Source organism: Psychrobacter sp. W2-37-MNA-CIBAN-0211, from assembly GCF_040309405.1.
Lineage (GTDB): Bacteria > Pseudomonadota > Gammaproteobacteria > Pseudomonadales > Moraxellaceae > Psychrobacter > Psychrobacter glaciei.
This window is the reverse complement of sequence record NZ_JBEOOU010000010.1, coordinates 64,418-82,753: the sequence shown is the minus strand read 5'-3', so window position 1 is coordinate 82,753 and position 18,336 is coordinate 64,418. Positions and strand designations below refer to the sequence as shown.

The 18,336-nt window shown below is 43.2% G+C and carries 13 protein-coding genes; 4 read left to right on the top strand and 9 right to left on the bottom strand.

The genetic code is table 11. The annotated features are described in order from the left end of the window. Positions 1-339: 339 nt before the first annotated feature. The 8 genes from AAEY72_RS10330 to AAEY72_RS10295 all read right to left on the bottom strand — a co-directional run bounded on the left by AAEY72_RS10330 (position 340) and on the right by AAEY72_RS10295 (position 9,865). Positions 340-2,349 (bottom strand): flotillin family protein, encoded by a 2,010-nt coding sequence (locus AAEY72_RS10330; protein ID WP_352310452.1) that lies wholly within the window; start codon positions 2,347-2,349, stop codon positions 340-342. A 461-nt stretch (positions 2,350-2,810) separates the two neighbouring features. Then, positions 2,811-3,461, bottom strand: a complete 651-nt coding sequence (locus tag AAEY72_RS10325) for a hypothetical protein (protein ID WP_352310451.1) — start codon at positions 3,459-3,461, stop codon at positions 2,811-2,813. A gap of 199 nt (positions 3,462-3,660) precedes the next feature. Continuing rightward, complete coding sequence (locus tag AAEY72_RS10320; protein ID WP_352310450.1) at positions 3,661-4,662, bottom strand: beta-propeller domain-containing protein; 1,002 nt, start codon at positions 4,660-4,662, stop codon at positions 3,661-3,663. A gap of 250 nt (positions 4,663-4,912) precedes the next feature. After that, positions 4,913-5,401 (bottom strand): META domain-containing protein, encoded by a 489-nt coding sequence (locus AAEY72_RS10315; RefSeq protein ID WP_352310449.1) that lies wholly within the window; start codon positions 5,399-5,401, stop codon positions 4,913-4,915. A gap of 612 nt (positions 5,402-6,013) precedes the next feature. Further along, positions 6,014-6,145: a hypothetical protein gene (locus tag AAEY72_RS10310; protein ID WP_264623034.1), complete on the bottom strand. Its 132-nt coding sequence runs from the start codon at positions 6,143-6,145 to the stop codon at positions 6,014-6,016. A 173-nt stretch (positions 6,146-6,318) separates the two neighbouring features. Then, entirely contained in the window at positions 6,319-7,419 is a 1,101-nt protein-coding gene (locus tag AAEY72_RS10305) for a lipase secretion chaperone (protein ID WP_352310448.1), read from the bottom strand. Between the two features lie 129 nt (positions 7,420-7,548). After that, positions 7,549-8,601, bottom strand: a complete 1,053-nt coding sequence (locus AAEY72_RS10300) for an esterase/lipase family protein (RefSeq protein WP_352310447.1) — start codon at positions 8,599-8,601, stop codon at positions 7,549-7,551. Positions 8,602-8,788: 187 nt separating this feature from the next. Continuing rightward, a complete protein-coding gene (locus AAEY72_RS10295) occupies positions 8,789-9,865 on the bottom strand; it encodes an esterase/lipase family protein (protein WP_352310446.1) in 1,077 nt (358 codons plus the stop codon). 296 nt (positions 9,866-10,161) lie between these two features. On the opposite strand from AAEY72_RS10295, the gene map reads away from it, so the two are divergent. Both map and glnD read left to right on the top strand, forming a co-directional pair. Continuing rightward, positions 10,162-10,956, top strand: coding sequence for a type I methionyl aminopeptidase (map, locus tag AAEY72_RS10290; protein ID WP_352310445.1), 795 nt, complete (start codon positions 10,162-10,164; stop codon positions 10,954-10,956). Positions 10,957-11,171: 215 nt separating this feature from the next. Further along, positions 11,172-13,919, top strand: a complete 2,748-nt coding sequence (glnD, locus tag AAEY72_RS10285) for a [protein-PII] uridylyltransferase (protein WP_352310444.1) — start codon at positions 11,172-11,174, stop codon at positions 13,917-13,919. A 180-nt stretch (positions 13,920-14,099) separates the two neighbouring features. Here glnD and AAEY72_RS10280 read toward each other — a convergent pair whose 3' ends face one another. Continuing rightward, entirely contained in the window at positions 14,100-14,771 is a 672-nt protein-coding gene (locus tag AAEY72_RS10280; RefSeq protein WP_240216678.1) for a hypothetical protein, read from the bottom strand. Between the two features lie 256 nt (positions 14,772-15,027). On the opposite strand from AAEY72_RS10280, the gene dapC reads away from it, so the two are divergent. Then, the gene (dapC, locus tag AAEY72_RS10275; RefSeq protein ID WP_352310443.1) at positions 15,028-16,242 is read left to right on the top strand and encodes a succinyldiaminopimelate transaminase; all 1,215 of its coding nucleotides are present in this window, start codon (positions 15,028-15,030) and stop codon (positions 16,240-16,242) included. A gap of 135 nt (positions 16,243-16,377) precedes the next feature. Then, positions 16,378-18,318 carry a DUF294 nucleotidyltransferase-like domain-containing protein gene (locus AAEY72_RS10270; RefSeq protein ID WP_352310442.1) on the top strand — a complete coding sequence of 647 codons (1,941 nt, stop codon included), beginning with the start codon at positions 16,378-16,380 and terminating at the stop codon, positions 18,316-18,318. Positions 18,319-18,336: the final 18 nt, after the last annotated feature.

The following is an 18,336-nucleotide window of genomic DNA, read 5'->3' as shown; positions in this document are numbered from 1 at the left end:
AGCTACAGCGTTAACCTCGCTTGAAGTATCACAGTTACATCTGCACTCGGTTGCCTTGACTCTCTTTTAAACTGAATCCACTATAAGAGAATTTTGGGCAATAAAGAATCATTGAAAGTAAAGAAGCACTTGGCTAATCTAAAAAAACGAGTGGTCACTGCTATTTTTTTAGATTAGCCAACTCATCATGATTCGTCGTTCTGAATCACCCTGAGTTAGCCAAAAAAATCTGCCGCCTACACGACAGATAATTTACTGATATTAATGTTGATTACTAATGCTAGATATATAAATATCAGTCAATTCGACCTAACTCTGTCAATTCGACCTGATATAGAATTAAACCGTTTTATCATCATTTTTCTGGTTTGATTTCATGGCTTGACTGGCCATCACACCATTGATGATACCGCTCAATGTGTCTGACTTACCCGCTAGGCCATCGATGGCTTTACCGATAGACAGTGACTTAGCAAAGTTGTCAAAGAAATGCGCTTCGCCGCCAACAATATCAATTTTGGCTTTCTGTAACGCAACTGCCAATACTTCAGCATTTTCTTTCGCAATCTCTTTACCAGCGTCAATCGAGGCAAGCGCTTCTTGCAAGGCCGTCTCAAGGCTCATGCGGAACTCTTCGTGCTCACGTGCTTCTTTGCTCATGCTACCCATGGCATTGAATTTCTCGACCAGACCATCTGCTTCGGCTTGGAAATGTGCGCGAGTAACTTCGGCTTTTGCCAATCCAACTTCGCGTTCTGCTTTGGCATTTGACTCACCACGAGCCGCGATGACTTGAGCATCTGCCATGCCTTTTTCACGCTCAGCTCTGGCGGTAGATTCACCGCGAGCGGCGATGATTTCTGCATCTGCCATGCCTTTTTCACGATTTGATTGCGCTTCAGCTTGTCCAGTCGCTCTAATAACATTAGCTTTCGCAATGCCTTCTTTTTCCAAAGAAGCGGCTTTGACTTCTTGGATAGCCGCTTCAGCAAAGCCATGCGCCGACTCTTCTGCCTTGATACCTTCGGCCATTTTAATTTTGGCTTCTGAATCTTTGGCGGATGCTTCAAGATTCGCAGCGGCAAGCGTGGTGATTTCGACGGCTTTATGCTTGGCAGACAGCTCTTCTGCTTCGGCTTTTTTCACCTGACGTACTTTGATTTCTTCCGCATCGGCTTCTGCTGCTAGGACGCGTGTCTGCTTAGAACGCTCAGCCTCGCTAATTTCGCGGACTTCTTTGATACGCTCTTCTTCTTGCGCAACGGTTTTGTCCACTGCAATACGTTCACGAATGACGTTGGCGATTTCTTTTTTCTCAAGCTCAATCGCACGTTCAGCTTCGATACGTTGCAAGTCAACTTCACGCTCACGAGAGACAATTTCTAAATCACGAGCACGCGTCACTTTTTCTTCTTCGATGACGACTGCACGCAGACGATTTTGACCTGCGACTTCGATTTCACGCTGCTGATTCTCACGCTGAATCGCCAAATCCTGCTCAACCGAGATAACGGCTGTTTCAGACTTTTTACGTTCTTCTTCTTCAATCTTGCGGGTTTCAGCCGTTTCGCGTGCAATCACTGACGAGATTTCACGTTGCTGTTTGGCTTCGGCATCGGCTTGTTGACGCTCTAGCTCTAACATCGCCTCTCTGGTTTCGACATTCTTTTTCTTAACAGCCAGCTCTTCATCACGCTCAAGCTCGTTGGTGATAACGTTTTGAAAGGCCGTTAATTGAGTAATCTTTTTGATACCTTCAGCATCTAAGATATTGCTTGAATCTAACGACGATTTTGGCGTTTGCTCTAAGTAATCAATCGCCACATCTTCTAAGACATAGCCATTCAGATCGTTACCAATTTCTTGAACGATACTGTCACGAAACTCGCTGCGGTTTTCAAACAGTTTGACGAAATCAATCTGCTTACCAACTGTTTTTAAGGCTTCAGAGAACTTGGCATTAAACAGCTCGTTGACAGCGACTTTATCTGACGCACGCTCTACCCCAACCGATTTGGCGACTTTTAGCACATCCTCTTCGGTTTCATTGACGCGCAAATAAAATGCCACGGTGATATCAGCACGCATGTTGTCTGCGCAAATCAAACCTTCTTTACCGCGTCTATCCACTTCTAAGGTGATGAGCGAGATTCTCATCAACTCTTTTTTGTTGATGACCGGCCAAACAAAACCACCATCAAAACGTACGGCAATTTTACTCACACCGTTAATAATGAGTGCTTTGCCCTGCTCGACCTTAAAGTAAAAGGCCTTGAGCATCAGTAGTGCGACCATCATAAAAACAAACGCCAGCACTACAACCACGCCGACGATAATGAGTGTGTCCATATCCATTCCTTTAATTAAAACATTCCATAATCAATTCTATATAAATCAGATACGCTATCAGGCTTGTTAAATTTACTGTTTATAGCACCCTTTATAGCACTTGTGCTTTATAGCTCTATCACGCACCATTCTTATATCTGCATTATTCTGAATCGACTATCACGAAATTTAAAACCGTTTAAATCATTGCTAAAAAATATTATGCCTAAACCAGAGATGCTTCTAAAACCTCTGACTAAATCCCTGTTCATTCTGTGAACTTATTCTGTGCTGAAAGCGGTAATGATGTGCTGAAAATAACGATGGCGAATCATCGTGACTAAATTACTTACTAGTGGCTAAATTATTTATATAGTCGATTCAATTTAAAAGTAGTACAAGGCAACCGAGTGTAGATGTATATCAAATACTTCAAGCGAGGTTAACGCAGTAACACTTTTATAGTGGAGTGACTATAGTGGTTATTTATCTTTTACAGGGGCTACGCGATAGGTATTGGCTGCCTCTAAATATTCCACCAACATCACTCGATCGCCTTGTTTCAGCGAGCCATGATTGATGTCTGAGCGAATTTTGAGTATCAACCCTGCACCGCCATCATTCAGTTCCACTTCGCCGTGTTTATCCGTGACACTAAGGGTACGCACAACCGCGATTTTGCCGATATTGCTAGCGGCATTGCGTCTAGGTATTTTGGCTATTTTGTTGCGGATGGGAGAAATAATGATGCCTGTCAGCCACATGGAGATGACCAATACAAAGATTAGCGCCCCTGTGCCGAATAGATAATATAAGATGCCTGAGTCAAAATTTTGATGTAAAAAACTGGTATAGAAGTAACTTAACAACCAACCAATTAAACTGATTAAGCTAAGAATAACGATAAGCGGCACGCCATACAGACCGAATTTGAGCAGCAGACCCGACACAAAGCCTGATGAGGTCAAATTGCTACCCTCGCCACTTGCATCGCCAATATCTACTGTATCCATATCTGCCATACCAAGTAGAGAAACCATCCAATACAAGGTCACAAACATCACCAATCCTGTAAAGACTATCGTCGGGTACAAGCTGATTTTGGTGATGAATATCAAAAACGACTCTTGCATTACGTACTTTCTCCTTTTGCTCAACTAATTCAGTATCTCTATATACAGTATGTTTATATATAGTATTTTGATACGCAGAATCTTGATGAGCCGTTTATAAAATTTATGTGACGTTCATGAAAACTTAAGTCACAGAATCAACTTATGTTTCTTTATTAATTATATAGACATCTCACCCTATAATACATAGATTTCGCCATTAGCGTCCCCAAATCGGTGAACGCACCATCCCGCCAGCGTCACTATTAATACTGTAGCTTGTGTTGCCAGATAACGAGCGGATAACGAGGCTACCTATATTTCTAGTGCCTTGGCTACTCACTTGCGAGCTACGCATTGGATAAACTGCATACTGTCCAGATGGTGATAACCGTGCAGGCTCATCGAGTCCTGTTTCTGCGAGATCGATGGTTTGACGGGTAGCCAATGTCATAACCGCAGCCTTGCGACCGTTGAGATACGCTAACTGCTGACCGTCTGCACTGAGTTGAGGACTGGCTACATAGCCACTAGTCGGCATAGGTATTGCATTGCCAGTGGCAAAGTCATAGCGATAGATACTTGGGCGTCCAGCACGGACTTTATCACTGGTATACACAAAGCTTTTGCCGTCAGACGCATAGCTTGGCTGTACCTCAGTGCTTGATAGTGTAGTCAACTGTTTGGTATTGCCATCGCTGAGACGCATCTCATAAATATCTGCGTTGCCGCCGACGGTTGAGCTATAGAGAAGTTTTTGACCATCAGGTGAGAACGACGCGGACATGTTACTGCCTTCAGCATTAACGATTAGACTTTGGGTTTTACTTTTTCTGTCATAGATATAAATTTTGGGGTTTTGACGTGGTGCTTGTTTACTATAAGCAAGCCACTGACCGTCCGCAGACCATGCAGGCGCATAGATATAACCCTTCAACTGATCAATCAACTGACGATCGCTACCATCAGGACGGATGCTATACAGTGTCGATATTTTTGCGGCACCTGTACCCTGCTCATCCACGTAGGCTATGCGCCCTTGACGATCGATCGCAGGCATCCGAGCCGTCAACGGATTGGTCTCAACTGTACTAATAGGCTTATTGACTGATGTGCTGTTCAATGTCTGACAGCCTGTGAGGAGTACAAACAGCGTAATGGCAATGGGCGTTTTTATCGTCAGTCTATTTATAACGGGTTTTGACATAGATGTTTTTAGCATAGAGGTTCTTAGCATAGAGTAATGTCCAATAAAGCCTAATGATAAACATGTCGAGAGTTTTAGAGAGTGAGCACCACTAGTGATGAGCCTAGAGTCAAAACTATCCCTCTAAAAAAATCAAATATATTACAGAAACATTACTCTAGTGTATCCTAAACTGGACTAAATTTTGGATAAAAAAATGCCCCACTGATTAGTGAGGCATTATTAAATTCAGCCGAAATATCTAATTTTTTACTCAATCATCAAATTATTTAGAAATAGCTTTGAAATACGCAACTTGATCGTCATTGCGGATAGTCAAGATAGGCACATTGTTCGCATTGTTATTGATGCTATATTTACCTTGTACGGTTGCCATGGTTGCCGTATCAAAACTTGCTTGCGGCTCAGGACACGCCATCATAGTACTGATGCCGTTTTTGATCTCTACATTGCCATTGACAACGCTATATCCAGCACTCATGTTGTTGCAGGTGTTCATAAATGCCACGTAATCTCTACCGTTGTCATTCATGAAATTCAAAGTTAAAGGTTCTGCCGGATTAAAAAACAGCTGAGTTACCTTATCACCATTGCTGCGTTTGGCAGCAACAAGCTGCCAGTTATGAGCTTGTAATATATCTGCAGTGATTGGCTGACTGACAGGCGCAGGTAGATTGGCGGTAGTCTGGCAACCAGCGGCAAGCGTACCAACGGCCAAGGTAGCTACCATCATTACTTTAGTCATACTTTTCATATAAGGTCCTCGTCTTATTGAACCTAAAATTTTCACTACTTATAAATCTTGCAGTGGATGCACCCTTTACAGACCTAGTGAAAATTTTGGTTTTATTATGATTCGTTTATTGTCTTATTCATTGCTTTAAACAATGGCGATATTCTGAACGACTAATAGTGAGGTGTCATTATGAATTGAGTGGTTGCTTGAGGGAGGTTTTGTTGCAATGCAAAGTCGACCGGATGTTTGCTATTGACCTTATTCACTAACGATGCTAAAACCTTACTGATGTCTTGTCTAAAGCAGCTAGGGCGTGTCCTCAATTAGCACATTGATATATTTAGTGTTCTTAAAATGATGATACACCTTATAGTCAAAGAATTTTAGAATCGCTACAAGGCGACCGACCGCAGATAGTACACTGAGTACATCTAGGACGGGTGACACCGTAACGGTTTAAAAGTGCTCTGACTATGGTGTCAGGTGAGCGCTGACATAAAAAACCCCACTAAATAGTGAGGTGTTTTGATGTCGTATAACTATAATATGGCACTGCATATGACTGCTAGTGCCGCTTACTGATACCTTAAATAATCAATCTGGGTTTCAGTAAAATTATCAGCCACCACTTTAGATAACGTCTGTACCAGTTATATTTGGCTGATCAGTAGCGGGTGCCGTCATACTTGACATAGATTGGCAACCTACCAATACTGTCACCATTAAAATACCTGTCATCAATGCTTTGGTCATGTTTTTCATATAAGCTCCTAGAATAGTTTTAAAACACTTTTGGTTCAAATGAAGTACAAATATCATTGTACTAAAGCTATAGATAGTGGGCTGTCCTTCTCCCAATGACCATAACTTATTTGCACTTTTAGCATACTTGTCTCTTACATCACTGTAAGTTAATTAATGTTAATGAAATACGCTTATTGAGTCTTCGTCTCTTGTAGAGAAGCATAACCTGACAAGCGTTTACGCTCAGCATCGTCAAATAGCTGCTGCTCAAGTTGGTTTACCTGAATTTGCGCTTGAGCTTGATCTGCACTTTGGCTTAACAAGCGCTGTTTTTGTGTTTGATATTGAGTAAAGCGCTGATCAAAACTGGCATCTTCTTGGTCTACTTGCGCCAGTCTCTTTGCTGCTGGCGCACCTACTAGCTCTCGGCGCATATTGTATAATGCTTCAGGCGTCGCGCCACGAGCTTTCATTTGTTCAGTACGATCCATAAGCTCACCAAGATTGGCTTGCTGCACGATATTGGCTTTGGTGACACTATCTGGCAAGCGGCTGATATAGTCTTGTCTGGCGGCTTCTTTTTGTGCCTCAGAGGTTTGTTTGTTTTGGTTGATTCTGACCATCTCTACACTATAGTCATCATAATCATCCTCTGTACCAAAAAACGCACTAATGGTGTCCTTTGCAAAATATTGCTGACGTAGCTTGGCCACATCTTGTTGTTGCTGTGCTACAGCGTTTAAATCCAGTTCACCACTTTTTGTCGCTTGTAGTTGTAGATTGCCATAACGCTTTTCTATCTCTGGGAGCGCTTTGAGATACGCAACATACTTGCCAAATATAGCGACCGCTTGACTGGCCGCAGGCTCTGGGGTGTGATGGCGAATGTAACTCTCAACACGCGCAAATATAACGGCTTCTTCCTCCTCTCCTAATGCGGATAAAAAATAATCAAATAAACGCCGTAACCCTTGAGTGACGACCAACTGTTTGTTTTCATCAATAATAATTTCGCCATCGACATCGGTACCTTGCAAGGAGCGCGGTAGGTTCTCAAGCCCTGTTTTAAAGCTAGTATTACCTTGATTGGTAGCCACACCAGTACTGCTAGTTAACTGAGGCTTATCAATCTGGCTATTTTCAGCAGCATTATTTTGACTACTAGAAAGTATTTCAGTCGCTTTATCTTTATTATCGCTGGGCTTAAACCATAGGATAACAGCTATCACGATGGCAATAATCACAGCAATACTGATAAAAGTTAAAAAAGACTGACGGCGGTTATTTGACATAGCAAAAACATCTTATTTAATAAATCAATTGATATACGAATTTAATATAAAGAAGCAGGGTCAAGGCTATTGATCCTGCTTAAGGACGAGCCAGTTATGACAATATTATAGGCGTGTTATAGCTAAGCTTTATAAGTTAGCTTTTTTCAGACGATTTACTTGATCGCGGTACAAGGTTTTTGGGTCCGGTTGTCCCCACGCTGTTAATCCTAATACCTGATTGACTGAGTCCAAATGATTCATTTTATAATCATCTCGAATGACATATCCAAGACGACTTGAGCAAGAAGATACTAAGCCATCATTTGGCTCGCCAGCAAACGCAAGCCCTGTAGCAGCTAGTAGATAATCACTTGGATCAAGACCATTCGTTATCTGACCGATACCACTAAATGAGTAGTACTTAATACCATTAACCTCAGTATCAGCGGGTTGACCACAATAGCTCGTCGGCATTGCAGCAGGGAACTTAGCATTGAATGGTGCAGAACCTTTAGCAGATAGGGCTTGGAGAGTTTGCCAGCCATCTTGTTCCTGTACCTTAATACCTGAACCAATATCTAACGAACCACCAAGCAGCTCGAATATAGGTAACAAGGCCTGAGTCACTAGACTGGTTTCAGAAAGCTGAAGTTCTTCCATCGCTACATCTGCAGTTTTTGAGCCTTGCTCCGGACTTGAGATGGCGGTTACTGAAGCAACATATTGCGGCGCAACACCCGCTACATAGCGTATATCAATACCGCCCTGACTATGCCCTAGTAAGTTAACTTTTGGACTTCCTGATATGGCACTAATGGTTTTAACTTGTTGCAGCAGTTGCTCACCGCGAAATTCACTGTTATGAATAGCAGAAGTTTTAGTTGCAAATACGTTTGAGCCACCACTCATCAAGGTTTCTGGAATACCATAAAAATAGTCGAGTACGCCAAATAATCTATTAAAGCCATTAGCACCATGAACCAGCACCACTGGATATTGGGTTTTGGTATGACTGGACGTCCAATATTTATTACTGACCAGTTTACATCCGTTAGCATTGGCACAGTTGTAGTACTGACCAGCTGCTTGAGCGGAGGTGGTTTGCATGGTCATCAGTAATACACCGGTGGCAATGACACCTAATGATGGTAAAAATGCCTTTGGCATCTTCAAAGCAGATAAATGAGCATTAAGTGTCATAGAAACATCCTTGTTATGTTTTTGATTGATTGTCTTGGTATCGTCTTTATATAGATTTTTTTACATATAGAATTCTTATATAAAGCTTTTCTATGTAGCAACGACACTAAACTGCGGCTCATCCTTTTAGCCGCGTGTAATACAGTATATCCATACTTTAAAATATTTAGTCAATTAACCATTAAGGTTATAGGTTGGCATTTTTAAGACGATTAACCTGAGTACGATAAATAGATTTTGGCTCAGACTCTCCCCATGCTGTCAAACCTAGCACTTGATCGGCTGAATCTAAGTGATTCATTCTATAATTATCACGAATCACATAACCAAGACGACTTGAGCAGGCAGATACCAAACCATCGTTAGACTCGCCTGCAAACGGTACACCCGTTACTGCCAATAGATAATCACTAGGATCAAGTACGCTCGTTATTTGTCCAACACCACTAAATGAATAGTATTTGATGCCATTGGCAGCAGTGCTGGTCGGTTGACCACAATAACTGGTTGGCATGGCAGCAGGGAATTTAGCGTTAAATTGAGCAGCACCATCGGTCGATAGCGCCATCAATGTTTGCCAGCCATCTTGTTCTTGAATCTCTGAAAAGCTGATACCAGAGCCGATATCTGTAAAGCCACCAATCAAATTAAACAGCCCTGATACTAACTCTGTGGTGATGTTTGACGGGCTTCCAGTATTGTTATTTGGCTCAAGCGTGTTTTTGACAAAATCTGCCGTTTTTGACCCTTGCTCTGGGCTTGATACGGCAGTTACTGACGCCACATATTTTGGCGCAACACCAGCGACATAACGAATGTCTATACCGCCTTGACTGTGCCCAAATAGATTGACTTTAGATTTGCCTGAAATGGCAGTGATGGTCTTGACCTGTTGTAGCAGCTGCTCTCCACGAATCTCACTGTTATTGACGGCTGATGTTTTGGTGGTATATACCTGTGAGCCACCTTTCATCAATTCTCCAGGTATTCCATTAAAGTAATCAATGATTCCAAATAATGTAGTGAAGCCCCCAAGTCCATGAGCCATGACGACCGGATACTGAGTTTTAGTGTAGCTCGAGGTGAAATATTTACTATCAACCAGCTTGCAACCGTTGGCATTAGCACAGTTATAATACTGTCCAGCTGCTTGAGCAGATGTGGTTTGCAAGGTCATCAGAAGGATACCGGCAGCGATAGCACCGAGTGAAGGTAAAAATGCGCTGGGCGTGACAGCTGCAGCAAAAGAGGTCTTTAGAGTCATAACAACATCCTTGTCATCAATAATTTTGGTTATCTTTACCTCCCAAAAGGAGTAAAGATTGCTGCTAATCCCTTTAGCAGACAAAATTACATTACTTATATATTCTGTAACATTCAACTAATTTGTCAAAATATGAATATATTACCGTGACTGAACAGTCATAACTGCCCTTCTTTGGCTGTAAAGCAATTATTATCAATCACAATGATAGGTTAGCTATCACTTAACGTAAAACTGTCATCAACCCATTTATGGTATAATCTACTCACATTAAACCCATAATTATAAGATAGATGATGATGATTAAAAAATCTCTTATCCAATCCCCAGAAGCCATAGAAAAAATGCGTGTCGCCGGTAAACTTGCCAGCGACTTGCTGGTTATGTTGGACGAGCACGTTAGAGTGGGCGTCAGCACCGAAGCATTGAATCAAATTGCTCATGACTATATTATCAATGTACAAGACGCTATCCCAGCTCCGCTCAACTATAATGGTTTCCCAAAATCAATCTGCACCTCGGTCAATCATGTAGTTTGTCATGGTATCCCAAGTGAAAAGAAACTGCTAAAAGATGGCGACATCATTAATATCGATGTGACGGTTATCAAAGATGGTTATTATGGCGATACGTCAAAAATGTGGATCGTGGGCAATGGCTCCATTATGGCAAAGCGTATCTGTAAAGTGGCACAAGATGCCCTTTATGCTGGCATGAGTGTTGTCAAAGATGGCGCACGCCTAGGCGATGTAGGTGCTGCGATTCAAGAAGTGGTCGAGCCTGAGCGTTTCAGTATCGTGCGTGAGTTCTGTGGGCATGGTATCAGTAATGAATTCCATCACGAGCCACAAGTCATGCACTATGGCAAAAAAGGCACAGGGTTCGAGCTAAAAACAGGTATGACCTTCACCATCGAACCCATGATTAATGAAGGTAAGTGGCAGACCAAAATCTTACCTGATGAATGGACGGCAATCACCAAAGACCGCAAACTGTCTGCGCAGTGGGAGCACACCATGGTCGTCACAGACAATGGCTGTGAGGTGTTTACTGCCCGCCCTGAAGAAGATTTAAGTTTTTTAACACAGTAACATCATAAAAGATCGCTTAGGCGGTCTTTTTTTTGGCCAATAATTCAGGCATATTGAGTATTGTGCTTACCCGCTTTTTATCTTTATACTCTGATGACTTAATAACTTATATTAGTAACTTCTATTTGTGGCTTTTATCAGCTACCAGCACATTGGTGATTCTACGCTTTTCAGCTGAAACGTTTTATTTTTAAACTCTTAACGGGATAACACTCATGTTTACTTGTGATGCCGCATCGATTGATCTGACACCGCTCCCTTCATTTTCATCTAAGACCGTGACTGTCGACTCCTTGCAACCGGCGACGAATGCGACGGAAAAAACCCTACTCGGTATTCCTGAATGGTTAACCCAAATAAATTTGGATATCAGCCGCGCGCTTGAGCGTGGTGTCAATATTCGTCAATTAGTGGCAGCACGCGCGTGTGCTATTGATGGCTTACTCATCGCCTTGTTTAAATGGTTTGAGCTGGATAAGACCGATTTGGCATTATTTGCCACCGGTGGTTATGGTCGCGGTGAGCTGTCGCTTTATTCAGATATTGATATTTTGCTGCTTTCCCCTGATGAGGTTGGCACTGACGCCAGTGGGAAAATCGATCGGTTGGTGGCGCTGTTGTGGGATATAGGGCTGGAGCCCGCCCTCTCTGTACGTAGCGTGAATGATGCTTTGGAAGCTGCGCTCGATCATACGATTGCTAGTGCGCAGTTAGAAGCTCGGCTCCTGATTGGTAATGATACTTTGCAAGATTTTCCGGCTCAAATTGTCAATAAGCAATGGTCGCCGCGCGCTTTTTTTGAGGTAAAAACCGAGGAAGCCAGAGCGCGTTACTTGCAGCATAATGCGACGGAATATAATCTAGAACCGAATATCAAAACAGCGCCTGGTGGCCTGCGTGACATCCATATTATCGGCTGGGTAACCAAACGTTATTTTCGGGTCACTAAGCTCTATGATCTGGTACAGCAGAACTTTTTGACCGAAAAAGAGTTCGACGAGCTGAGCTTTGCCGAAGGTTATTTATGGCAAATACGGCATCACTTGCACGAATTGACTGGACGTAACGAAAACAAGCTACTGTTTGATTATCAGCGTGACATTGCCCAGCTGATGGGTTATGAGGCACAGCCGGATGATCAACCCAATGCCGCTGTTGAGCGCTTTATGCGCGACTATTATCGCTGTGCCATGCAGATATCAACGCTGTCTGAGATGCTGACCAATCACTATTATGAGACAATCATAGAGCCCAATCTACCTGATGATGAGCGCCCAAAAAAGCAGCCGATTAATGCGCGTTTCAACCAAGTTGGCGACCAAATCGCCATGGCGCATCATCGCGTTTTTGCTCAGCATCCTGAGTCAATTCTCGAGATGTTTTTACTCATGGGTCAGTACGGTATCAAAAACGTCCGGACACATACATTACGAGCACTAAAAATCGCCGCGCGCGGTATCGATCAAACTTACCGTGACAACCCTAATCACCAAACGCTATTTTTGGCCAATTTAAAAGAACAAAACTACTTGTTTCATCGCCTGCGTACCATGAATCGCTATGGCGTTTTGGGCAATTATATTCCTGCTTTTTCCCAAGTCACCGGTCTGATGCAGTATGATTTATTCCACCGTTATACTGTTGATGCCCATACGTTGTTTTTGATCCGCATCTTGCACCGCTTTACCGATCCGAATTTTTATGAAGACTTTCCACTGGTCAGTTCCCTCTTTCAGCGTATTGAGCGCAAAGAAATTTTAGTATTAGCAGCCATGTTTCATGACATTGCGAAAGGTCGCGGTGGCAATCATAGCTTGCTTGGTGAAACTGAGTCGATTGAGTTTTGCTTGGCACATGGCATGAGTAAAGCAGATGCCAATTTGGTTGGTTGGCTGACCCGCTATCATTTATTGATGTCGATGACCGCGCAGAAAAAAGACATTTCAGATCCAGAAGTGGTGACACTTTTCGCTGATTTGGTTGGCAACGTCACCCACCTGAATCATCTGTACGTACTGACCGTCGCCGATATGAACGCGACCAATCCACAGTTATGGAACAGCTGGCGGGCGACCTTGATGAAACAGTTATACTCGCAAACGCGTCGTATTTTACGTGCTGATATCGATGCGCCAACCAATCGTCAAGACATGATCAGCGCCACGCACAAGCAAGCAATGGTCATGTTGGATAACGTCGATAATCAGCACATGAACCGCAGTGAGGTACTTAGACTGTGGGATGACTTAGGTGATGAGTACTTCTTGCGTGAGATTGCTGAAGATATTTTATGGCATACCGAAGCCATTTTGAACCATCCACCGATTGGGCTTGCCTCTAATGCCGATAGCCCACCATTGGTGGTACTGCGAGAGCATCGTGAGCTGGCACTGGATGCTGTGCAGGTCTTTGTTTACACCCAAGATCAGACAAACCTATTTGCCGTCACTATGGCCGTATTTGATCAAATGAATCTAGATGTTTTAGACGCACGCATCATCACTGCCACTCGTGATTTTGCGTTGGATTCTTATGTACTGCTAGATCCTAGTGGCACATTATTGGTCGATGAAGACAGTCAGCAAGAGCTTAAGCAGCGCTTAATCAATGCCTTTAAAGACCCCACCGTACTGAAGCTTACGAATAAACGAATGCCGCGTCAGCTCAGACATTTTGAGGTGAAGACGGTGATTAATTTTGAGTTTAATGAAGCATCAGGTCAGCACATTATGAGCTTAGAAACCCTCGATCAGCCAGGGCTACTGGCACGGGTGGGACAAGTATTCTTGCAGGAGAAAATTGAGGTACATGCGGCTCGCATTACCACACTAGGCGAGCGTGCAGAGGATATGTTTTATATCAGTGATCAAAATGACGAGCCTTTGTCTGCCGACAAGTTAGAAACGTTAAAAACGGCATTGACAACGAGTCTGAGCTTACATAGCGATAGTGCTGCAACTTAAGCAGTGTGGTCTATTAAGAAGTTTAACGAGTAACGAATATTGTGGATTGGGATTGGCGCTTTAACGTAAAAAGTAGATTGGTGCTAGATAAGCAGGTCATGCCGTTTAGCATCAATCTATTTTTCATACAGTAAAAATCTTACTTTCATGATAAAAAGTTATCGGAATAGATAGCAGAGTTTATAGGATACTTCTATATATCATCTCGCTGGCATGAGCGTTGAGCTCGTCATCAGCCAAATCTGGTGGCAAGATATTTGCCTCTACCTGTTGTTCACCTAACAGTAATCGTCCAGCATCGACCTCTTTTTTTAGCAAGCACTGCAAACTTGAAAGATGGAACTTGGCATCATAATGCTCATAAAGCGCTTGCAAGGAAATAGGTGCTTTAGCGTGAACATCGAGATAGAGACTGTCATCTGCCAAGATAATCATCTCGTTTAGCGCCTCTTCCCTCAGTACTTCCTGTTCATTAATTCGGCGTTGTAAGTTGTTGGCCAATCGACCTTTGAAAGCCAGCATAATGATGAAAATCAGCGTTTGTAGCACAAATAAAGCGACATACTGCCACAAAGGTAGCGATATGCTAAATAGCCTACTGAGTAACATAAGTACCGTAGCCACGACCACATAGCTGACCAACTGCCACAGCAGCCACATCATAAAGCTGTTGTCACCGAACCAAAACATCTGCCGCTCTTGCAGGCGAATCAAATGATGGCGCGCCTGCCACCAATGATTCTCACGCTGTTTCAATTGTTTGTATAACTCTGTGCGCGGCGTACTGTTACCCAAATTTTTATTCTGGATATTTTTGGCATTGAGATCATCAGTTTTTGAGACACTAGCCATGTCAAATTATCCTTACCATAATCTGTCGTTACCGCTGACAGTCACTTTTATATTATTATCAGTTATAAAGCACCAAACTTATGCCAACGTCTTAGATTTACTTATCACGTCACAATTTTGCTGTGAGCCTCTATTCCAGAGGAGATAAATTAGCCATGATAAGCAAAAGACAAAAAATAAGAGAAGTGCTACACTGCTTGAATGTAAATTTTCTTTATAACTTTATTATTAATTGTCTATTATAGTTACCCTACTTATGAATCACAACTTAACCTCTCTGCATCCTTACCCTTTCGCTAAAATGGCAACGTTACTTGCTGATAGCACGCCAGCCCATAACCACAGTGCAATCAAGCTCGGCATTGGTGAACCAAAACATGAACCACCTGAATTTGTACTGGACGTATTACGTGAAAACTTGGACAAAATAAGCCGTTATCCCACCACTAATGGTACTTTTGAGCTACGTCAAACCATCGCCCATTGGCTAGAAAAGCGATTTTTCTTAAATCATGTCGATGCCAACACGGAAGTATTGCCAGTCATGGGCACGCGCGAGGCGATTTTTAGTTTTGTACAAGCGGTTGTTGATCATGATGTAGCGAATCCGGAGAGCAGTCTATCTCCTACTGTAGTTATGCCCAATCCGTTTTATCAAATATACGAAGGTGCGGCGATACTGGCACAAGCAACGCCTTACTTTGTGCCTTGTACACTAGACGATGATTTTAAAGGCGACTATCGCGCGGTACCAAAAGAAGTATGGATGCGCACGCAGTTACTATTCGTTTGTAGTCCGAACAATCCAACAGGTTCGGTCATGACAATGGATGATTGGGAATATCTCATTCGCCTATCAGATCAATACGACTTTATTATTGCTAGCGACGAATGCTATAGCGAGCTATATTTTGATACGGTGCCGATTGGTCTATTGCAAGCCTGCGCCGCTTTTGGACGCCATGACTTTAAAAACTGCGTGGTATTCCACTCGTTATCCAAGCGTTCAAACTTACCGGGTTTACGCTCTGGATTTGTGGCAGGCGATGCCAAAATCTTGCAGTCTTATTTGCAATATCGTACCTATCAAGGCTGCGCAATGCCAATACCCCATCAGCTTGCCTCTATCGCGGCTTGGCAGGATGAAAAGCATGTTGAGCATAACCGTGTGCTGTATCGAGAAAAGTTTGCCTTATGGATGTCTGAGCTTGGTGAGCTACTAGAATTGCGGATGCCAGAAGCTGGATTTTACTTTTGGATCAAAGCGCCTAAACAGTTCGATGGTGATGATGAACTATTTGTCAAAGCCTTATACGAACAGGCCAATATCCATGCACTGGCTGGGCGTTACCTGTCACGTGAAGTCAATGGCAAAAACCCTGGGCAAGGTTATGTACGCATTGCGCTTGTCGCTAGTGTCGATGAGAGCCGTGAAGCGATCAGCCGTATTCGTAAACTACTGGGTGCGTAGGCAGTATATTTAAAAGTATTAAGCGAGACACTAACCTCTAATAACCACAATTTAACTGTGGCTATTAGAGGTTTTTTGCTTTAATAATGCTATAGTAAAGTGGCTTTTATCAAATATGCCATCAAGGATGATGCCATGCCCCATCTTGATTTTAACCAGCCGCCTTTTGATGTGTTGAGTCTGGCTGAACGCCAAAGCATTAGAAAAAATACTCAAATTCGCTACCTCGCCAAAAATGAGCATCTAACTGCCGAAGAATTGCAGTATCTGTATGTCGTCATCAAAGGACAGATTGAGCAATTGCTTGACGGTGAGTTTGTGGCCTCTTATTTGGGTAGTAATCACTCCGACCAGCTCAATAATAACGACTGGTTCGACAGCCGTCGTCTGCCTGAATCATTGACTGAAAACAGCCCTAATACTGGAGCATCACAGACCTATCAGTTTCGAGCCGCTGAAGATACGTTGCTGCTCCAAGTCGCTGGTAGCGCAGTCGATAAAATCAGCGCCCAAAACCATCTAGTCCGTCAAATGCTGTCAGATAAGCTGCCTGAACGGCTAAAAGCATTACAGCAACGCCGTCACAATAAAGCCATAGACCCTGCCAGCTACAACGACCAACAAGAAGTGCAACAGATCATGTTGCAGCCTGTCATTGACGTCAATCTATTGCCAGTTCATATCGTCGATGCCAATAATAGCTTATACGAAGCCGCTTCTATCATGACGAAAGCGGGGCTAAAACATGTACTAGTACGTCCCTTGAACCATCTAGAGCATAGGAAAGAAACGCGACATGGTACTGGTCATCTGTTAGGTATTTTAACCGACACCGATATTTGCCGCGCCGTGAGTGACCAGCAAAACCCTGCCACGACTACATGCCAGCGCTATGCTAACTTTAACCTGCGTACCATCAAAGCCAGTGATGAGATTGGTGATGCCCTATTGACTATGACCCGCTATCGCATCCATCGGCTACCAGTGATTGATCATAATGGGGATGTCGTCGGTATACTGGGACAAAGCGATATGCTTGCGCATATTGGCCATCACTCTCAGCTCATTAGTATCCAAATCGAGCAAGCAAAAGATTTATCGAGCTTAGATACTGCCGTCGAGCTTATCGGTCGTTACATTCGCGCACAACATCAAAACGGCGTCAAAATCGGCAACATCAGCCGTATGGTACAGACCTTGAATGCACAAGTATTTACCAAGCTTTGGCAACTTATCGTACCTGCTGAAGTTATGAAAAATACCTGCTTAATCGTGATGGGGTCAGAAGGTCGCGGTGAGCAAATCATGCGTACTGACCAAGACAATGCGCTCATCTTACGTGATGGCTATACTCATCCTGATCTGGCGCAATTTGCAGATACTTTTAATCACCATTTAGCAGACCTCGGTTATCCACTGTGTGATGGCAATATCATGATGACCAACCCTATGTGGCGACAGCCGCTAAAACAGTTTAATGCCCAGATTGGTTTATGGTTTAAAAACACCAATCCTATGCATGGTATTTATTTGTCCGCCATACTGGATGGCGAATACGTCTGCGGAGATGAGTCATTATTGACTCAGGTGCGTCAACATTTAAAGATCGCCCACAGGCAGTCAGACCCTATGTTTGTACGCCAGTTCGCCCGCGCCGCGCTACAGTTCGGTGATGTCAATCAGTGGTGGCAAAAGTTCGTGCCTTTGCTCGGTGGCAAATCCGTGTCCGAAGACATTGATCTAAAAAAAGCCGGTATCTTTCCACTGGTTCATGGCATTCGTACCTTAGCGTTAGAAAACGATATCTTAGACGTGCCTAGTAGCAAAAACCGCCTTAAAGCTTTGGTACAAGCGCGCGCCTTGACCCAAGAGCGGGCGGATACTTTACTAGAAGCCTTGGAGTTTTTTATGGCGCAGCGCCTATCCGTTGCGCTCTCCACTGAAGATAAGCATGCACGGCAAGTAAACCCAATGACCTTGACCGCGCTTGAGCGTGACTTATTAAAAGAGTGTTTGGCTGTCGTAAAAAGCTTTAAAAACCAGCTACGTCAGCATTATCAATTAGAAATTGCATAAGTATGACAATCGTATAAG

Coding starts and splice junctions, on each gene's coding strand:
- AAEY72_RS10330 (WP_352310452.1), bottom strand. CDS start 2,349: ATGGACACACTCATTATCGTCGGCGTGGTTGTAGTGCTGGCGTTTGTT.
- AAEY72_RS10325 (WP_352310451.1), bottom strand. CDS start 3,461: ATGCAAGAGTCGTTTTTGATATTCATCACCAAAATCAGCTTGTACCCG.
- AAEY72_RS10320 (WP_352310450.1), bottom strand. CDS start 4,662: ATGCTAAAAACATCTATGTCAAAACCCGTTATAAATAGACTGACGATA.
- AAEY72_RS10315 (WP_352310449.1), bottom strand. CDS start 5,401: ATGAAAAGTATGACTAAAGTAATGATGGTAGCTACCTTGGCCGTTGGT.
- AAEY72_RS10310 (WP_264623034.1), bottom strand. CDS start 6,145: ATGAAAAACATGACCAAAGCATTGATGACAGGTATTTTAATGGTGACA.
- AAEY72_RS10305 (WP_352310448.1), bottom strand. CDS start 7,419: ATGTCAAATAACCGCCGTCAGTCTTTTTTAACTTTTATCAGTATTGCT.
- AAEY72_RS10300 (WP_352310447.1), bottom strand. CDS start 8,601: ATGACACTTAATGCTCATTTATCTGCTTTGAAGATGCCAAAGGCATTT.
- AAEY72_RS10295 (WP_352310446.1), bottom strand. CDS start 9,865: ATGACTCTAAAGACCTCTTTTGCTGCAGCTGTCACGCCCAGCGCATTT.
- map (WP_352310445.1), top strand. CDS start 10,162: ATGATGATTAAAAAATCTCTTATCCAATCCCCAGAAGCCATAGAAAAA.
- glnD (WP_352310444.1), top strand. CDS start 11,172: ATGTTTACTTGTGATGCCGCATCGATTGATCTGACACCGCTCCCTTCA.
- AAEY72_RS10280 (WP_240216678.1), bottom strand. CDS start 14,771: ATGGCTAGTGTCTCAAAAACTGATGATCTCAATGCCAAAAATATCCAG.
- dapC (WP_352310443.1), top strand. CDS start 15,028: ATGAATCACAACTTAACCTCTCTGCATCCTTACCCTTTCGCTAAAATG.
- AAEY72_RS10270 (WP_352310442.1), top strand. CDS start 16,378: ATGCCCCATCTTGATTTTAACCAGCCGCCTTTTGATGTGTTGAGTCTG.